The organism is Streptomyces sp. NPDC046821 (assembly GCF_040645335.1).
GTDB lineage: Bacteria > Actinomycetota > Actinomycetes > Streptomycetales > Streptomycetaceae > Streptomyces.
Window position 1 is genome coordinate 206,243 of record NZ_JBEYYB010000010.1, and the last position, 15,198, is coordinate 221,440.

Annotated in this window: 10 protein-coding genes; 4 read left to right on the plus strand and 6 right to left on the minus strand. The window is 72.1% G+C overall.

What is annotated here, in order from left to right; translation table 11 throughout:
* Positions 1–3: 3 nt before the first annotated feature.
* From cydB to ABZ893_RS21980, 4 genes are all read left to right on the plus strand, one after another.
* Entirely contained in the window at positions 4–1,008 is a 1,005-nt protein-coding gene (cydB, locus tag ABZ893_RS21965) for a cytochrome d ubiquinol oxidase subunit II (protein WP_361406295.1), read from the plus strand.
* 28 nt (positions 1,009–1,036) lie between these two features.
* Complete coding sequence (cydD, locus tag ABZ893_RS21970; RefSeq protein ID WP_361406298.1) at positions 1,037–4,774, plus strand: thiol reductant ABC exporter subunit CydD; 3,738 nt, start codon at positions 1,037–1,039, stop codon at positions 4,772–4,774.
* A 262-nt stretch (positions 4,775–5,036) separates the two neighbouring features.
* Complete coding sequence (locus ABZ893_RS21975; protein WP_361406301.1) at positions 5,037–6,824, plus strand: GAF domain-containing protein; 1,788 nt, start codon at positions 5,037–5,039, stop codon at positions 6,822–6,824.
* A gap of 423 nt (positions 6,825–7,247) precedes the next feature.
* On the plus strand, positions 7,248–8,297 hold the full coding sequence (locus ABZ893_RS21980) for a peptidoglycan DD-metalloendopeptidase family protein (RefSeq protein WP_361406304.1): 1,050 nt from the start codon (positions 7,248–7,250) through the stop codon (positions 8,295–8,297).
* A gap of 73 nt (positions 8,298–8,370) precedes the next feature.
* On the opposite strand, the gene ABZ893_RS21985 is transcribed toward ABZ893_RS21980, so the two are convergent.
* The 6 genes from ABZ893_RS21985 to ABZ893_RS22010 form a co-directional block, all read right to left on the minus strand.
* Positions 8,371–9,336 (minus strand): Cof-type HAD-IIB family hydrolase, encoded by a 966-nt coding sequence (locus ABZ893_RS21985; protein ID WP_361406306.1) that lies wholly within the window; start codon positions 9,334–9,336, stop codon positions 8,371–8,373.
* 86 nt (positions 9,337–9,422) lie between these two features.
* The gene (locus ABZ893_RS21990) at positions 9,423–10,361 is read right to left on the minus strand and encodes an LLM class flavin-dependent oxidoreductase (protein ID WP_361406309.1); all 939 of its coding nucleotides are present in this window, start codon (positions 10,359–10,361) and stop codon (positions 9,423–9,425) included.
* A gap of 153 nt (positions 10,362–10,514) precedes the next feature.
* Positions 10,515–11,057, minus strand: a complete 543-nt coding sequence (locus ABZ893_RS21995) for an RNA 2'-phosphotransferase (protein WP_361406312.1) — start codon at positions 11,055–11,057, stop codon at positions 10,515–10,517.
* Between the two features lie 124 nt (positions 11,058–11,181).
* Positions 11,182–12,123, minus strand: coding sequence for a MerR family transcriptional regulator (locus ABZ893_RS22000; protein WP_361406315.1), 942 nt, complete (start codon positions 12,121–12,123; stop codon positions 11,182–11,184).
* A 443-nt stretch (positions 12,124–12,566) separates the two neighbouring features.
* Positions 12,567–14,348 carry an SDR family oxidoreductase gene (locus tag ABZ893_RS22005; protein WP_361406318.1) on the minus strand — a complete coding sequence of 594 codons (1,782 nt, stop codon included), beginning with the start codon at positions 14,346–14,348 and terminating at the stop codon, positions 12,567–12,569.
* Positions 14,348–15,190: a M24 family metallopeptidase gene (locus ABZ893_RS22010; RefSeq protein ID WP_361406321.1), complete on the minus strand. Its 843-nt coding sequence runs from the start codon at positions 15,188–15,190 to the stop codon at positions 14,348–14,350. The genes ABZ893_RS22005 and ABZ893_RS22010 overlap by 1 nt, the downstream gene beginning before the upstream one ends.
* Positions 15,191–15,198: the final 8 nt, after the last annotated feature.

Consider the following 15,198-nt stretch of genomic DNA (forward strand, 5'->3'; position numbering starts at 1 on the left):
GGCATGGAACTTCACGACGTCTGGTTCGTCATCATCGCGATCCTCTGGATCGGCTACTTCTTCCTGGAGGGCTTCGACTTCGGGATCGGGATCCTGACCAAGGGATTCGCCCGCGGCCGCACCGAGCGGCGCGTCCTGATCAACACCATCGGACCCGTCTGGGACGGCAACGAGGTGTGGCTGCTCACGGCCGGCGGCGCGACCTTCGCCGCCTTCCCCGACTGGTACGCGACGCTCTTCTCGGGCTTCTACCTGCCGCTGCTTGTGATCCTGCTCTGCCTCATCGTGCGCGGTGTCGCCTTCGAGTACCGGGCGAAGCGGCCCGAGGAGAAGTGGCAGACCAACTGGGAGCACGCGATCTTCTGGACCTCGGTGATCCCGTCGTTCCTGTGGGGCGTGGCCTTCGCCAACATCGTGCGCGGCGTGAAGATCGACGCGCACAAGGAGTACGTGGGCAACATCGGGGACCTGCTCAACCCGTACGCGATCCTCGGCGGTCTGGTGACGCTGACGCTGTTCACCTTCCACGGTGCGGTGTTCGCCGCGCTCAAGACGGTGGGCGACATCCGGGTGCGGGCGCGGAAGGCGGCGCTCGGGCTCGGCCTGGTGGCCGCGGCCTTCGCGCTGGCGTTCCTGATCTGGACGCAGGCCGACAAGGGTGACAGCTCGTCGCTCGTCGCGATGATCATCGCCGTCGTCGCCCTGGTGGCAGCCATCGGCGCCAACCAGTTGGGGCGCGAGGGCTGGTCGTTCGCCCTGTCCGGCGTCACGATCGCGGCCGCCGTCGCGATGCTCTTCCTGACGATGTTCCCGGACGTCATGCCGTCGTCGCTCAACCCGGCCTGGAGCCTCACGGTCTCCAACGCCTCGTCGAGCCCCTACACCCTGAAGATCATGACCTGGTGCGCGGCGATCGCGACGCCCATCGTGCTGCTCTACCAGTCGTGGACGTACTGGGTGTTCCGCAAGCGCATCGGTACGCAGCACATCGCCGACGCCGCGCACTGAACCCTGCTGACATGAGGGTGTGTTTCACGTGAAACCGATCGACCAGCGTCTGCTCCGGTACGCCAGGGCCACTCGTCTCTTCCTGATCGCGGTGGTCGTGCTCGGCGTCGCCGGGGCGGCTCTGGTCATCGCTCAGGCGATGCTCATCGCCGAGGTGGTCGTGGGTGCCTTCCAGCACGGTCTCGGCGGGGCCGGGCTGCGGACCCCGCTCGTGCTGCTGGCCCTGGTGGCCGTCGGGCGCGGGCTGGTCTCCTGGCTGACCGAGCTGGCCGCCCATCGGGCCAGCGCGGCGGTCAAGTCGGAGTTGCGCGGACGGCTCCTGGAGCGCGCCGCCCAGCTCGGACCCGGGTGGCTCGGCGGGCAGCGGACCGGGTCCCTGGTGGCGCTCGCCACGCGCGGTGTGGACGCCCTCGACGACTACTTCTCGCGCTATCTGCCGCAGCTGGGGCTCGCCGTGGTGGTGCCCGTGGCGGTGCTCGCCCGCATCGTCACCGAGGACTGGGTGTCCGCGGCGATCATCGTCTGCACGCTTCCGCTGATCCCCGTCTTCATGATCCTCATCGGCTGGGCCACCCAGTCGCACATGGACCGTCAGTGGCGGCTCCTGTCGCGCCTGTCCGGGCATTTCCTGGACGTGGTCGCCGGTCTGCCGACGCTAAAGGTGTTCGGCCGGGCCAAGGCGCAGGCCGAGTCGATCCGCCGGATCACCGGCGAGTACCGGCAGGCGACGATGCGGACGCTGCGCATCGCCTTCCTGTCGTCGTTCGCCCTCGAACTTCTCGCGACCCTGTCGGTCGCGCTGGTCGCCGTGACCATCGGTATGCGTCTGGTCCACGGCGACATGGACCTCTACGTGGGTCTGGTCATCCTCGTCCTCGCGCCCGAGGCGTATCTGCCGCTGCGGCAGGTCGGGGCGCAGTACCACGCGGCGGCCGAGGGGCTCGCCGCCGCGGAGGAGATCTTCGCGGTCCTGGAGACCCCGGTGCCGCCGTCCGGTACCGGCGCGGTGCCCGAGGCCACCGGGATCGCCTTCGACGGAGTGACGATCCGCTACGCGGGGCGGTCCGAGGCGGCCGTCTCCGACGTCAGCTTCGAGGTCGCCCCGCGTGAGACGGTGGCGCTCGTCGGCCCCAGCGGCGTGGGCAAGTCGACGCTGCTCGGCGCCGCGCTCGGGTTCGTCCGGCCCGAGGCGGGGCGGGTCCTCGTCGGGGGCGCCGACCTGGCCGGGCTCGACCGGGAGGCGTGGCACGCGCGCGTGGCCTGGGTGCCACAGCGGCCGCAGCTGTACGCCGGGTCGATCGCGGACAACGTACGGCTCGCGCGGCCCGACGCGTCGCCCGAGGAGGTCGACGAGGCGCTGCGGGAGGCGGGGGCGCAGGAGTTCGTGGGCGCGCTGCCCGAGGGTGCGGGGACGCTGCTCGGGGAGGACGGTGCGGGGCTCTCCGCCGGGCAGCGGCAACGGCTCGCCCTGGCGCGGGCGTTCCTCGCCGACCGGCCCGTGGTGCTGCTCGACGAGCCGACGGCCGCGCTCGACGGGGGGACCGAGGCGGGGATCGTGGAGGCGGTGCGCAGGCTGGCCGTGGGCCGGACCGTGCTTCTTGTGGTGCACCGGCCCGCGTTGCTGGCGGTCGCCGACCGGGTGGTGCGGCTGGGGGCGGCGGAGGGGGTGCCTGGGCCGCGGGGTGAGGCGGTTGAGGCGGGGGCTTACGTAGAGGGTGATCGGGGGGCGGGGGTCTTCGGGGAGGGCGGTCGGGAACTGGGCGTCTTCGTAGAGGGTGGTCTGGAGTCGGGTGTCCTCGGGGAGGGCGGTCAGGGGGCGGGCGTCCTTGGGGAGGGCGTTCGGGAGCCGGGTACCCATGTGCGTGAGTCCGGCGTCTACGTAGAGGGGGGTTCGGAACCTGCCGTCCACGTGCGTGAGCCTGTCGACTCCGTAGAAGGTGGTCCGGAACTCGCCGTCCACGTGCGTGAGTCCGTCGTCTCCGTGGAGGACGATCACGCACTCGCCGGGTCCCGGGCCGGAGGCAGTGTTCTCGCGCGGGTGCGGCGGGCTGCTCGTGCGCGGCGGGGGCGGCTTGCGCTCGCGTTGTTGCTCGGCGCGCTCGCTCTCGGCAGTGCCGTGGGGCTCATGGCGACGTCCGGGTGGCTCATCTCGCGGGCCTCGCAGCAGCCGCCGGTGATGTACCTGATGGTCGCCGTCACGGCGACCCGTACCTTCGGGATCGGCCGCGCCTGCTTCCGGTACGCCGAGCGGCTCGTGTCGCACGACGCCGTACTGCGGATGCTGGCCGACACCCGGGTCGCTGTGTACCGGCGCCTCGAGCGGCTCGCGCCCGCCGGTCTGCGTACGACGCGCCGCGGTGATCTGCTCTCCCGGCTCGTCGCCGACGTGGACGCCCTTCAGGACTACTGGCTGCGCTGGCTGCTGCCCGCGTCGGCCGCCGCGCTGGTCGGTGCCGGGTCCGTCGCGTTCACGGCCTGGCTGTTGCCGGCCGCCGGTGCCGTACTCGCCGTGGGCCTGCTGCTCGCGGGGGTCGGCGTACCGCTGCTCTCCGGAGCCGTCGCCCGCCGGGCCGAGCGTCGGCTTGCCCCCGCGCGCGGGGTGCTCGCCATGCGCGTGACCGAACTCCTCACCGGCACCGCCGAACTGACCGTCGCCGGAGCCCTGCCCGCGCGCACCGCCCAGGCGAAGGCCGCCGATTCCGTGCTCACCCGTATCGCCCGGCGTGCCGCCACCGCCACCGCGCTCGGCGACGGTCTGACCGCGCTGATCACCGGCCTCACGGTGGCCGGCGCGGCGCTCGCCGGGGTCCAGGGCGTGCGGGACGGACAGCTCCACGGCGTCGCGCTCGCGGTGGTCGTCCTGACGCCGCTGGCCGCGTTCGAGGCCGTGATGGGTCTGCCGCTCGCGGTGCAGTACCGCCAGCGGGTCAAGAAGAGCGCCGAGCGCGTTTACGAGGTCCTGGACGCCCCGGAGCCGGTGCACGAGCCGGCGGCGCCCGCGCAGGCGCCGCAGACGCCCTTCCCGCTCCACGTGCGTGGGCTCGCCGCCCGCCACGACGGGCAGGGCCGGGACGCGCTCCACAGGGTCGACCTCACGCTGGAGCGGGGCCGCAGGGTCGCCGTCGTCGGCCCGTCCGGGTCCGGCAAGACGACGCTCGCGCAGGTCCTGCTGCGGTTCCTGGACGCGGGCGAGGGGACGTACACGCTGGCCGGTGAGGACGCGTACGGGCTCGACGGGGACGCTGTGCGGCGGCTCGTCGGGCTCTGTGCGCAGGACGCGCACCTCTTCGACAGCTCGGTGCGCGAGAACCTGCTCCTCGCGAAGAAGGACGCCACCGAGGACGAACTGCGTGCGGCGCTGGCCGCGGCCCGGCTCCTGGAGTGGGCCGATTCGCTGCCCGACGGGCTCGACACCCTCGTCGGCGAACACGGCGCGCGTCTGTCCGGAGGCCAGCGGCAGCGGCTCGCGCTCTCGCGCGCGTTGCTCGCGGACTTCCCCGTCCTCGTACTCGACGAGCCGGCCGAGCACCTCGACCTGCCGACGGCCGACGCGCTCACGGCGGATCTGCTGTCCGCGACCGAGGGCCGGACGACGCTGCTGATCACGCACCGGCTCGCCGGGCTCGACGCCGTGGACGAGGTGATCGTTCTCGACGAGGGCAGGGTGGTGCAGCGCGGGGCGTACGCGGAGCTGGTGGCCGTGGACGGGCCGCTGCGCACGCTGCGGGAGCGTGAGCGGGAGGCGGAGTTGCTGGTGGCTGGATAGTCCCGGCCAGCGCGAGCTGCTGGTGGCTGGACAGCCCTGCCGCGCTCCCCGGAGGCACCGGGCTCCGGACTGGCGTCCCCGGAGGCACCGGGCTCCGGACTGGCGTCCCCGGAGAGGTTCGGCTCCCGACTGCCGTCCCCGGAGACGGCTCAGCTCCGGACCGCCGTCCCCGGAGACGCTCGGTTCCCGACCGTTGTCACCCGGTAGCCCGACTTTCCTCGCTAAATGGGACTAATCCATGGGGGCTGACTAGTCTCGAGGCATGTCAGCAGCTCCGGCACCCGGCGCCGTCCCGCCGTCCGACGGCGATCGGGATTCCGGTTCCGCCGTCGACCCCTCCCCGACGGTCGGCCCCTCGCCGTCGGACTCCGCCGATGCCGTGGCGGCGGCGACGCGGGGGTTGCACGGGCTGTCCGCCGAGCTGACCGCGCGGGTGCCGCAGCTGCTCGAAGCGATGCGCTCCGTAGGGACCGGCCCGGAGCTGCACTTCACCCTCGACCGCATCTGCGAGACGGCCGCCGAGCTCGCCGACGCCCGGTACGCAGCCATCGGCGTCGTCTCCGAAGGCGGCGAAGGGCTGTCGGACTTCGTCCACCACGGCGTCGACGAGGAGACGGTGACACGCATCGGGCGGCTGCCCGACGGGCACCACGGACTGCTCGGCGCGCTCATCCACGAACCGGACCCGCTGCGCCTCGTCGACCTGGCGGACGACCCCCGCGCCTGCGGACTTCCCGCCCACCACCCGCCGATGCGGACCTTCCTGGGCGTCCCCATCCGCGTCCAGGGCGAGATCTTCGGCAATCTGTACCTCGCGGAGAAGCGTGGCGGCGCCGAGTTCAACGACTACGACCTGAACATGGTCCGCGTCCTCGCCACGGAGGCCGGCATCGCCATCGGCAACGCGCGCCTGTACGAGTCCGCGAGGCAGCGCGAGCGGTGGATCGATGGATCGGTGGCCGTCACCACCGCGCTGCTGTCGGGCGGCGACGCGGAAGAGGCCCTTCAGGTCGTCGCCGAGCAGGCCAGGCACCTGTCCGGCTCGGCGGCCGGTCTCGTGCTGCTGCCCGCGGAGGAGGGCGGCATGGAAATCGTGGCGGTCTCGTCGGACAGGCCGTCGCAGGCCCTCGGCGTGATCATCCCGGCCGAGAGCGAGATCATCGCCGAACTCCTCGCCGGCGCCGCGGTGTTCGTCGACGACCTGGCCACCGACCCGCGCGTCCTGACCCGCGTCGCGCACGACTACGGGCCGGCCATGATGCTGCCCCTGCAGAGCGACGGCCGCGTCCTCGGGACGCTCGTCACACCACGCGCGCGTGGCGCACGGCCCTTCACCGAGACGGAACGGACCCTCGCCGCCCAGTTCGCCTCGCAGGCCGCGCTCGCGCTGATGATGGCGGAGGCGCAGCGCGACCGGGAGCGGCTCGCGGTGTACGAGGACCGCGACCGGATCGCCCGTGACCTGCACGATCTCGTCATCCAGCGGCTGTTCGCGACCGGGATGATGCTGGAGAGCGCCCAGCGCAGGTCCGTCGTGCCCGAGGTGAGGGTCGGTGTCGGCAAGGCCGTCGACGAACTGGACGTCACGATCCAGGAGATCCGCACGGCCATCTTCGCGCTCCAGCAGGGGCCCGCCGAGGCGCCGTCGGGGCTGCGCACGCGGGTGCTGCGCGAGATCAACATGGCGGCGGTCCCGCTCGGCTTCAAGCCCACGCATCACTTCGTCGGCGCGGTGGACAGCCTGGTGGGCGAACTCACGGCGAAGAACCTCATCGCGGCCCTGCGCGAGGCCCTGTCCAACGCGTTCCGGCACGCGCGGGCCGCCCGGATCGACGTGATCGTCGACGCGACGGTGGCCCTGCCCGACGGGCGGCGCGGCGTCCGGCTCACGGTCGCCGACGACGGCGTGGGCATCCCCGAGGGCGGCCGGCGCAGCGGCCTGAAGAACCTCAAGCGGAGGGCCGAGTCCCTGGGCGGCGACAGCTGGTACGGGCAGGGCATGGGGGAGGACGGGGGCGGGACGACGGTGGTGTGGGAGGGGCCGCATTGAGGGGGCGGAGGCGGTTGGCGGGCAACGTACTGAGGGTGCCGTCCGGGGATGGCGTCAGCCACGCGGGCGGCGCGGGAGGCGGGCGCTGGGTGTGCCGGAGGCGGCTGGCGGGCGCGGGCGCTGAGTGGGCTGATGGCGGTGGGCGAGCACCGTACTGAGGGTGTTCGAGCGGCTGGCGGGCACCGTTAGGAGGGGCCGACGGCAGCTGCCAGCCCACCGCGCTGAGGGTGCCGACGGCAGCTGGCGGGCAAGCCACTGAGGGTGCCGCCGGTCACCGGACAGAGCGTCACGACATGCCCGTCGTAAGCGAACTGACTCGGACCCTGTTCGGCGGTACGCGTATGCGCCGTCCGGGGCACCCGGTCCCCCGGGCGTACGAGTTCAACAGGCCGTCTCCGGGTGCCTGCGGCAACGATCCGAGACATGCGTCAACGCAGTGTCCGACCATTAGTCGTACCGATCCTGCTGTGCGCGCTCATCGCCTTCGCCGGCACCCGCACGGAGGCTTCCGACGGTTCCGAAGGATCCGCGGGGGCCGGGACGAGTGCCCAGGTGGCGAAGCTCTACGAGGAGGCGTCCGCGGCCTCCCAGCGCTACGAGGCGGGGCAGCGCGAGGCCGCCGCGCAGCAGGCCAGAGTGCAGAAGCTGGATCAGTTGCTCGCCGATGAGCGCCGGCAGATCTCCGTGTTCCATGACGATCTGGGCCGGATCGCGCGGGCGCAGTACCGGAGCGGAGGCGACGTTCCGCTGGCGGCGCAGATGCTGCTCGCCGACAGCCCTGAGGACCTGATGCGCGGTCAGCGTGCCGTGTGGCAGGCGGACCTGGCCGTGAACAACGCCGTCGCCAAGAGCCGCCGGGCCGAGCGCAAACTCGCCGACGACCAGAGCGCGGCCGAAACCACCCGCCGCTCCCTCGATGCGAAGGCCGCTCAACTCGCCTCCCTGAAGCAGGGCATCGACGACAAGCTCAAGACGGCTCAGGGACAGCTTCAGGGTGAGGCCGACGAGTCCGTGGCGGCAGGCAAGTGCCGGGGCGCGGCGCGCCTGGACCAGTCCGGAACGCCCACCACGCGCGCGTGGGTGCCGCCCGTGGAGGACTACACGCTGTCCGCGGGCTTCGACAGCGCGGGCGATCACTGGGCGCAGCGGCACACCGGGCAGGACTTCGCGGTCCCCATCGGGACACCGGTGCGGGTGGTCGGCGCGGGCAAGGTGGTGAAGGTGTCCTGCGGAGGCGCCTTCGGCATCGAGATCGTCGTGAGCCATCCGGGCGGCTACTACACGCAGTACGCGCACCTGGCCGCCGTCCTGGTCGACCAGGGCGAGACGGTGCGTGCCGGGCAGTGGATCGGTCAGTCGGGGACGAGCGGCAACTCGACGGGACCGCACGTGCACTTCGAGGTCCGTCTGACTCCGGATTTCGGGTCGGCTGTCGATCCGATGCCGTGGTTGACGGAGCGGGGGGCGCTCTAGGGAGTGCGTTGCTCTACGCGGGGCGGTGCCGATGCCAGGGGGCGTCGGGCGTCGGCGCGCAGGACCGTTTCTGCTACGTCGTCTCAGGCGTGCCCTGCGAGCGCGTGCCCGGCGTGACGGTGCCCGCGCCCATGGAGCCGTCACCAGAAATCCCCCGCGCTGCCAGAATCTGCTCGATCACGGCGGCCACCCCGTCCTCGTTGTTGGCCACGGTGTGTCCGGACGCGGCGGCGAGGACATCCGGGTGCGCGTTGCCCATGGCGAACGACGTGCCCGCCCAGGCCAGCATCTCCATGTCGTTGGGCATGTCCCCGAAGGCGACGACCTCGGCGGCGGTGATGCCACGCTCGGCGCAGCACAGCGCGAGGGTGCTGGCCTTGGAGACGCCGGGGCCGCTGATCTCCAGGAGCGCGCTGGGGCTGGAGCGCGTGATGGCGGCGCGGTCGCCGACGGCGGCGCGGGCCAGGGCCAGGAACTCGTCGGGGGCGAGCTCGGCGTGGTGCGCGAGCAGCTTGAGAACGGGCTGGTCGGCGCAGGGCGAACCGTCCGACAGCAGCTTCTCGGCCGCGGCGACGCTCTCGCCGGGCTCCATGTGCAGCGGCGGATACGCCGGCTCGTGGTGGAGGCCTCCGGTCCGCTCGACCGCGAACGAAGTGCCGGGCGCGGCGGCACGCAGGATGTGCACGACGTCCAGGGCCGTCTCCGGGGCGAGGTCCCTGACCTTGACGAACCGGTGGCGGCCGGGGCCGCCGTGCAGGTCCACCACAGCCGCGCCGTTCCCGCAGATTGCCAGGCCGTGGCCGTGCACGTGATCGCTCACGACGTCCATCCAGCGGGCCGGCCGGCCGGTCACGAAGAACACCTCGATGCCGGCCTTCTCGGCGGCGGCGAGCGCGGCGACCGTCCGCGGCGAGACGGACTTGTCGTCCCGCAGGAGCGTGCCGTCCAGATCCGTGGCGATGAGCCGGGGCGCGGGGGCGTTGGCGGCCGGGATCCAGGGCCGGGGAGTCGCTGAGGTCACCGCACCATTGTCCCGCATATGCGTGCACGGTCGGGCGGCGGGGCGCGCAGATGAGTACGTTCCTCACACGTGCGCCCCGCCCGTTTCGCCGGGTTGTTCCGGCCTCAGCCGAGCTGCACGAGGGCCTCCGTGGCGATGCTTTCGAAGACCTTCTGATCGGCGGCGAACTCCGAGTCGGGGATGGGCCAGTGGATCACGATCTCGGTGATGCCGGCGGCGGCGTGCCTGCCCGCGAAGTCGACGAAGGCGTCCAGGGACTCGAGCGGACGGTTGCGGTCCGGGGTGAACCCGGTGAGGAGGATCTTGTCGATCTCGGCGGCGTCCCGGCCGATCTCGGCGCAGGCGGCGGCAAGCTTCCCGGCCTGTCCGCGAATGGCTTGAATCGACTCCTCGGGGGTGCCCGTGGCGAAGAGTTTCGGGTCGCCGGTCGTGACCCACGCCTGTCCGTGCCGGGCGGCCAGCTTCAGCCCGCGCGGTCCGGTGGCGGCCACCGCGAACGGCAGCCGGGGCCGCTGCACACAGCCCGGAATGTTCCGCGCCTCCTGAGCCGAGTAGAAGGCGCCCTCGTGCGTCACCGCGTCCTCGCTCAGCAGCTTGTCGAGCAGCGGTACGAACTCGGCGAAGTGGTCGGCCCGTTCGCGCGGGGTCCACGGTTCCTCGTCGGCCTTCAGGAGCGTCGACGCGTCGAAGCCGTCGCCGCCCGCGCCGATGCCGAGGGTGATGCGGCCGCCGGAGATGTCGTCGAGGGAGATCAGGTCCTTGGCGAGGGTGACGGGGTGCCGGAAGTTCGGCGAGGTCACGAGCGTGCCGAGGCGCATCCGCTCGGTGACGGAGGCGGCGGCCGTCAGCGTCGGCACGGCGCCGAACCATGGCCCGTCGCGGAACGCCCGCCAGGACAGGTGGTCATACGTGTACGCGGTGTGGAAGCCCAGCTCCTCGGCGCGCTGCCACGCGGCACGGCTGCCCTCGTGCCAGCGGCGGTAGGGCAGGATCACGGTGCTCAGACGCAGGGCGGACGTGGACTGACGGGGCTGATCGCTCATGCCATCGAGCGTAAGCGGAGGGCGGTGCGGGGCGGGGTGTGGGCGTCGGCGTGGGGCGTCGGGGCTGAGGGACAGCGGCAGGGGCTGCCGGGACGGTGGTGCGGCGGGCCGGCGCACCGGGCTCGGCCCAGGGGCCGGGGCGGAACCCCGCGCTCAGCCGGGAAACCGCAGGTAGCGGGCCGGTACGGCCTCCGTGAGCCAGACCCCGTTGGCGCTGACGCGGAACGTGTGGCCGTCGCGGTGCATCGCCGCCGCGTCGATGGAGAGCACGACGGGGCGCCCGCGCCGGGCGCCGACGCGGGTGGCGGTCTCGCGGTCGGGCGAGAGGTGGACGTCGTGCCGGCGCATGGGCCGCAGGCCCTCCGCACGGATGGAGTCGAGGGCCGAGGCGACGGTGCCGTGGTAGAGGTGCGCGGGCGGGGTCGCCGTGGGCAGTCCCAGGTCTACGGCGACGGTGTGGCCCTGGCTGGCGCGGATCCGGGACCCCTCGATCGCGAAGCGCCGCTTGTCGTTGGTCGCGACGACGTGGTCGAGCTCGTCCCGGGTGATGCGGAACCCGTGTGCCGCCGCCGCTGCGAGCAGCGTGCCGATCTCGACCCAGCCGCCCTCGTCGAGGGTCAGCCCGATCCGCTCGGGCTGGTGCCGCAGGTGCTTCGAGAGGTACTTCGACACCTTCACGGTGCGTCGTTCGTCCATCCCGTCAGAGTGGCGGGCGTCTCACCACTTGCGCACGCGATTTTCCTCCTCGCAGGTTTGATCCACAGCCAAGTCCGGTTATCCACAGGGAATTTGACGATTCTGTGGACAACTCGTACCCGTTTTACGGCTTTTGAGTAACAGAGTCTGTATCGCGATGCTTTGAGGCCATCGCGTCCAATGACCTTGCTTGTACTTCCCGTTCGGTCGCCGCAGCGATGAACTCGGCCGTGCTCTCGACCCCAACAAGACGCTGCACGGCCCGAATCGTGTCCGCCGGCAGCGCGACGGAATGGGCCTCCTCGGCGAGAGAGCTGACCGGACCCTCGGACAGGGTTCGGTGGAGGTGCCGGGTGGCGAACAACTTCATCGCACGCGCCAGTTCGGCGTCGACCGACTGCTGCGCGAGCGGCCGGAGTCTGCGGACGAGCGAGGCCGCCTCCGCCGCCTCCGCGTCCGTCGGCGGCAACGGTCCGAGGTAGCGGGCGAAGACGTGCTCGGTCGTGAACTCCAGGAAGCGCGTGGCGATGTGCTCGATCTGCGCCCTCAACTCCCGGAGATGAGTGGCGATCGCGGCCAGCGGAACCCCGGACGCGTGCAACTCGGCCGCCACCGCCAGCTCTTGCGGGCTCGGCACCAGGAACTCGTCGTCGATCCCTGGGATCTGCTCCAGGATCCCGAGCGCTACGGCGTCGGCGATCGCCGCCTCGTCGTGGCTGCCGCCGAACCGCGCCGCCAGTTCCTCCCGCGTGACCCGGTCGGCCTTCTCGTCGGTCCACGGCCCGTCGACCTCGGCGACGAGCCCGAGCACGCCCCCGAGCCCGCGCCCCGCGTCCCACGCCTCCAGCAACTCCTTGATGGAGGCCAGGGTGTAACCACGGTCGAGCAGGTCGGCGATCTGCCGCAGCCTGGCCAGGTGCGTGTCCCCGTACACATTGGCCCGACCGCGCCGCTCGGGGCGGGGGAGCAGGCCACGGTCCTGGTAGGCGCGGATGGTGCGGACCGTGGCCCCACTGAGGTGCGCCAGGTCCTCGATCCGATACTCGGCGACAGCCTGCTCCGTCACCCTTCACACCCCTCTGCCGTGCTGTGTGGGACGGCAGAGTCACCGTCCCCTGACCGCGTACGGCCTCGGGAGGCCGACCGGTCGACCGCGCCCGCCGCCGCCCTGACCACCGCGAACGGGCCCGATACCTGACGGTCCCGGGCGGCGCCCCCTCCTGCGGATGGTACGGGCGGCATGGGGAGCGGTGTATTGCCGCACCCTCAGCCACCTCCGGCCGGCCGGCGCAGTCAGACACCTCCCGCTGGCCCGGGCAGTCAGCCAGCCGCACCGGCCGACCAGGCAGTCAGCCGCACCGGCCGACCGGGCAGCACTCCGAGCCGCCGGCGCCCGGCCGGCGCTCCCGAGTCACCGACGGCCCGAGGCCAACCCTCGCCCCGGCCGACCACGTGCCATCCCGGCAGCACCCCTCGCCCCGGCCGACCCACCCGCCCGCCCCGTCCCGCCTACAACGGCGGCTCCATCCGTGCGAGCGCGCGCAGCGTCCTGGGCGCGAAACGGGACATGAGGTGGGCGCCGCGTGCCTCGGGGGTGACGGGGACGACCGCCTGATTGCGCACGACCGCGGTGAGGATCGCGTCGGCGACCTTCTCCGGCGGGTAGTTGCGCAGGCCGTACAGGCGGGTCGACTTCTTCTGGCGGCGCTTCTCCTCCTCGGCGTCGACCCCGGCGAAGTGGGCGGTCGCCGTGATGTTCGTGTTCACCAGGCCGGGGCAGATGGCGGAGACCCCGATGCCCTTGGCCGTCAGCTCGGCGCGCAGGCACTCGCTGAGCATGAGGACCGCCGCCTTCGAGGTGCTGTAGGCGGGCAGCGCTCTGGAGGGCTGGAACGCGGCGGCGGACGCCGTGTTCACGATGTGGCCGCCCTGGCCGCGCTCGGCCATCTGCTTGCCGAAGAGACGGCAGCCGTGGATGACACCCCACAGATTGACGTCGAGGACCTTCTTCCAGTCCTCCGCGGTGGTGTCGAAGAACGACCCGGACAGGCCTATGCCCGCGTTGTTCACCAGCACGTCGACGATGCCGTACTCGGCGGCGACCTTCTCGGCGAGCTTCTCCATGGCCTGCTCGTCCGAGACGTCGACCGTCTCGGCCCAGGCCTGGGGAGCGCCGATGAGCTGGGCCATCTCGGCGGTGCGGGCCGCGCTCTCGGCGTCCCGGTCGACGGCCACCACGCGCGCGCCGGCCTCGGCGAACGCGAATGCCGTGGCACGCCCGATCCCGCTGCCCGCGCCCGTGACGAGGACGAGCTGGCCGCCGAACCGGTCGGCGTACTTACCCGTGGCGGTCGGCCGCTGTGCGGGTACGCCCACTTCCTGCTTCTCGTTCGCCTGGACGAACTCGGTGATCCACGCCGCCAGTTGATCGGGTCGCGTACGCGGCACCCAGTGCTTGGCGGGCAGGGTGCGGCGCACCAACTGCGGGGCCCACAGCTCCAGTTCGTCGTAGAGCTTCTCGGACAGGAAGACGTCGCCGAGGGGCAGGATGAGCTGTACGGGAGTGTGCGCGTACGCGTCCTCGCGGGGGCGGCGCAGGCGCGCGCGCACGTTGTCCCGGTAGAGCCAGGCTCCGTGGGCGGCGTCCGAGGGGAGGGAGGCCGTCGGGTAGTCGCCCGCCGGGACCTTCTCCACACGCTCGAGGATCTTCGGCCAGCGCTTGCCGAGCGGTCCGCGCCAGGCGAGCTCGGGCAGCACGGGCGTGTGCAGCATGTAGACGTACCAGGACTTGGCGCCCTGGCCGAGGAGCTGGCCGACCCTGCGGGGCGTGGGCCGGGCCACGCGCTTCTTGATCCAGTGCCCGAAGTGGTCGAGGGACGGGCCCGACATCGAGGTGAAGGACGCGATCCTGCCCTCGGTGCGCTTGACGGTGGCGAACTCCCAGGACTGCACCGAACCCCAGTCGTGGCCGACCAGGTGGACCGGCTTGTCCGGGCTGACCGCGTCGGCGACCGCGAGGAAGTCGTCCGTGAGCTTCTCCAGCGTGAACCCGCCGCGCAGCGGGGTCGGAGCCGTCGACCTGCCGTGCCCCCGCACGTCGTACAGGACCACGTGGAAGCGGTCGGCGAGGCGCTCGGCGACCTCCGACCACACCTCCTTCGAGTCCGGGTAGCCGTGCACGAGCAGGACCGTCGGCCGGTCCGGGTCGCCCAGCTCGGCCACGCACAGCTCGATTCCGCCGGTGCTGACCCAGCGCTCCCGCGCTCCGGCCAGCCCCTTGGTTCCCGCCATCAGTTGCCCTCCGCCCAGCGCCGCACGTGCGGCAGATCGTCGTCCAGCCAGAACGCGCTCTGCTCGGGATCCTTGGAGTCGGTGACGACCAGGATCTCCTCGAACTTCGCGCCCGTACCCCGGAAACCGAGGTGCGGCTCCACCGCCCACAGGCCCGGCTGCGGCGGATGGTCGGAGAACTTGTACGGCGACCACAGGGGGGACCAGCCGTCCCGGTGTCCGTGGATCGCATCGCTCGCGAGTCCCTTCAGGGACTGGGTGCCGAAGCCGAACAGGGTCGGCGTGAGCCGGCGGTCCTTGACCCGGTCGACCTTGTGCGCGATGACCCCGAACGGGTATGCGCGATGCCGGTTCGCATAGCCCTGGCGGACCATGAGGTGGTCCACGTCCTCGTAGATCTCCCGCAGGGAACGGCGCTCGCGCACCTCACGGACGATCAGCTCGCGGTGCGCCTCGAGGTCGGCGAGCAGCTTGTCCTGCACGGGGTTGGGGCCGAGGGAGCCGGAGTACCCGATGTCCGCCGTGTATCCCTTGTACACCGGGGCCATGTCGAGGATGAACGGCATCCCCGGCTCCAGCTTCCGGTTCGTCGGGAAGAACTGGAGCGGGATCCGGAAGCCGGCGAACGCCGTACGGTCGCCGAACCAGGCGAACGGCAGGTGGAACCAGTCGCGCACGCCGCGCTCCCGAAGCCACTCCCGCTGCATACGGGCGGCCTCGCGCTCCGTCACGCCCGGCTCGAGCCGGGCCGCGACAGCCTCCGCGCACTCGTACGCGAGGGACTGGACTTCTCTGAACCCCCGCAGCTCCGCTGAGAGTTCACGTACCACTGCTGGGGTCATGCCACCGT

Bases quoted from the DNA above. Each gene is read 5' to 3' on its own strand.
- cydB (WP_361406295.1), top strand. From the start codon at position 4: ATGGAACTTCACGACGTCTGGTTCGTCATCATCGCGATCCTCTGGATC.
- ABZ893_RS21975 (WP_361406301.1), top strand. From the start codon at position 5,037: ATGTCAGCAGCTCCGGCACCCGGCGCCGTCCCGCCGTCCGACGGCGAT.
- ABZ893_RS21980 (WP_361406304.1), top strand. From the start codon at position 7,248: ATGCGTCAACGCAGTGTCCGACCATTAGTCGTACCGATCCTGCTGTGC.
- ABZ893_RS21985 (WP_361406306.1), bottom strand. From the start codon at position 9,336: ATGCGGGACAATGGTGCGGTGACCTCAGCGACTCCCCGGCCCTGGATC.
- ABZ893_RS21990 (WP_361406309.1), bottom strand. From the start codon at position 10,361: ATGAGCGATCAGCCCCGTCAGTCCACGTCCGCCCTGCGTCTGAGCACC.
- ABZ893_RS21995 (WP_361406312.1), bottom strand. From the start codon at position 11,057: ATGGACGAACGACGCACCGTGAAGGTGTCGAAGTACCTCTCGAAGCAC.
- ABZ893_RS22005 (WP_361406318.1), bottom strand. From the start codon at position 14,348: ATGGCGGGAACCAAGGGGCTGGCCGGAGCGCGGGAGCGCTGGGTCAGC.
- ABZ893_RS22010 (WP_361406321.1), bottom strand. From the start codon at position 15,190: ATGACCCCAGCAGTGGTACGTGAACTCTCAGCGGAGCTGCGGGGGTTC.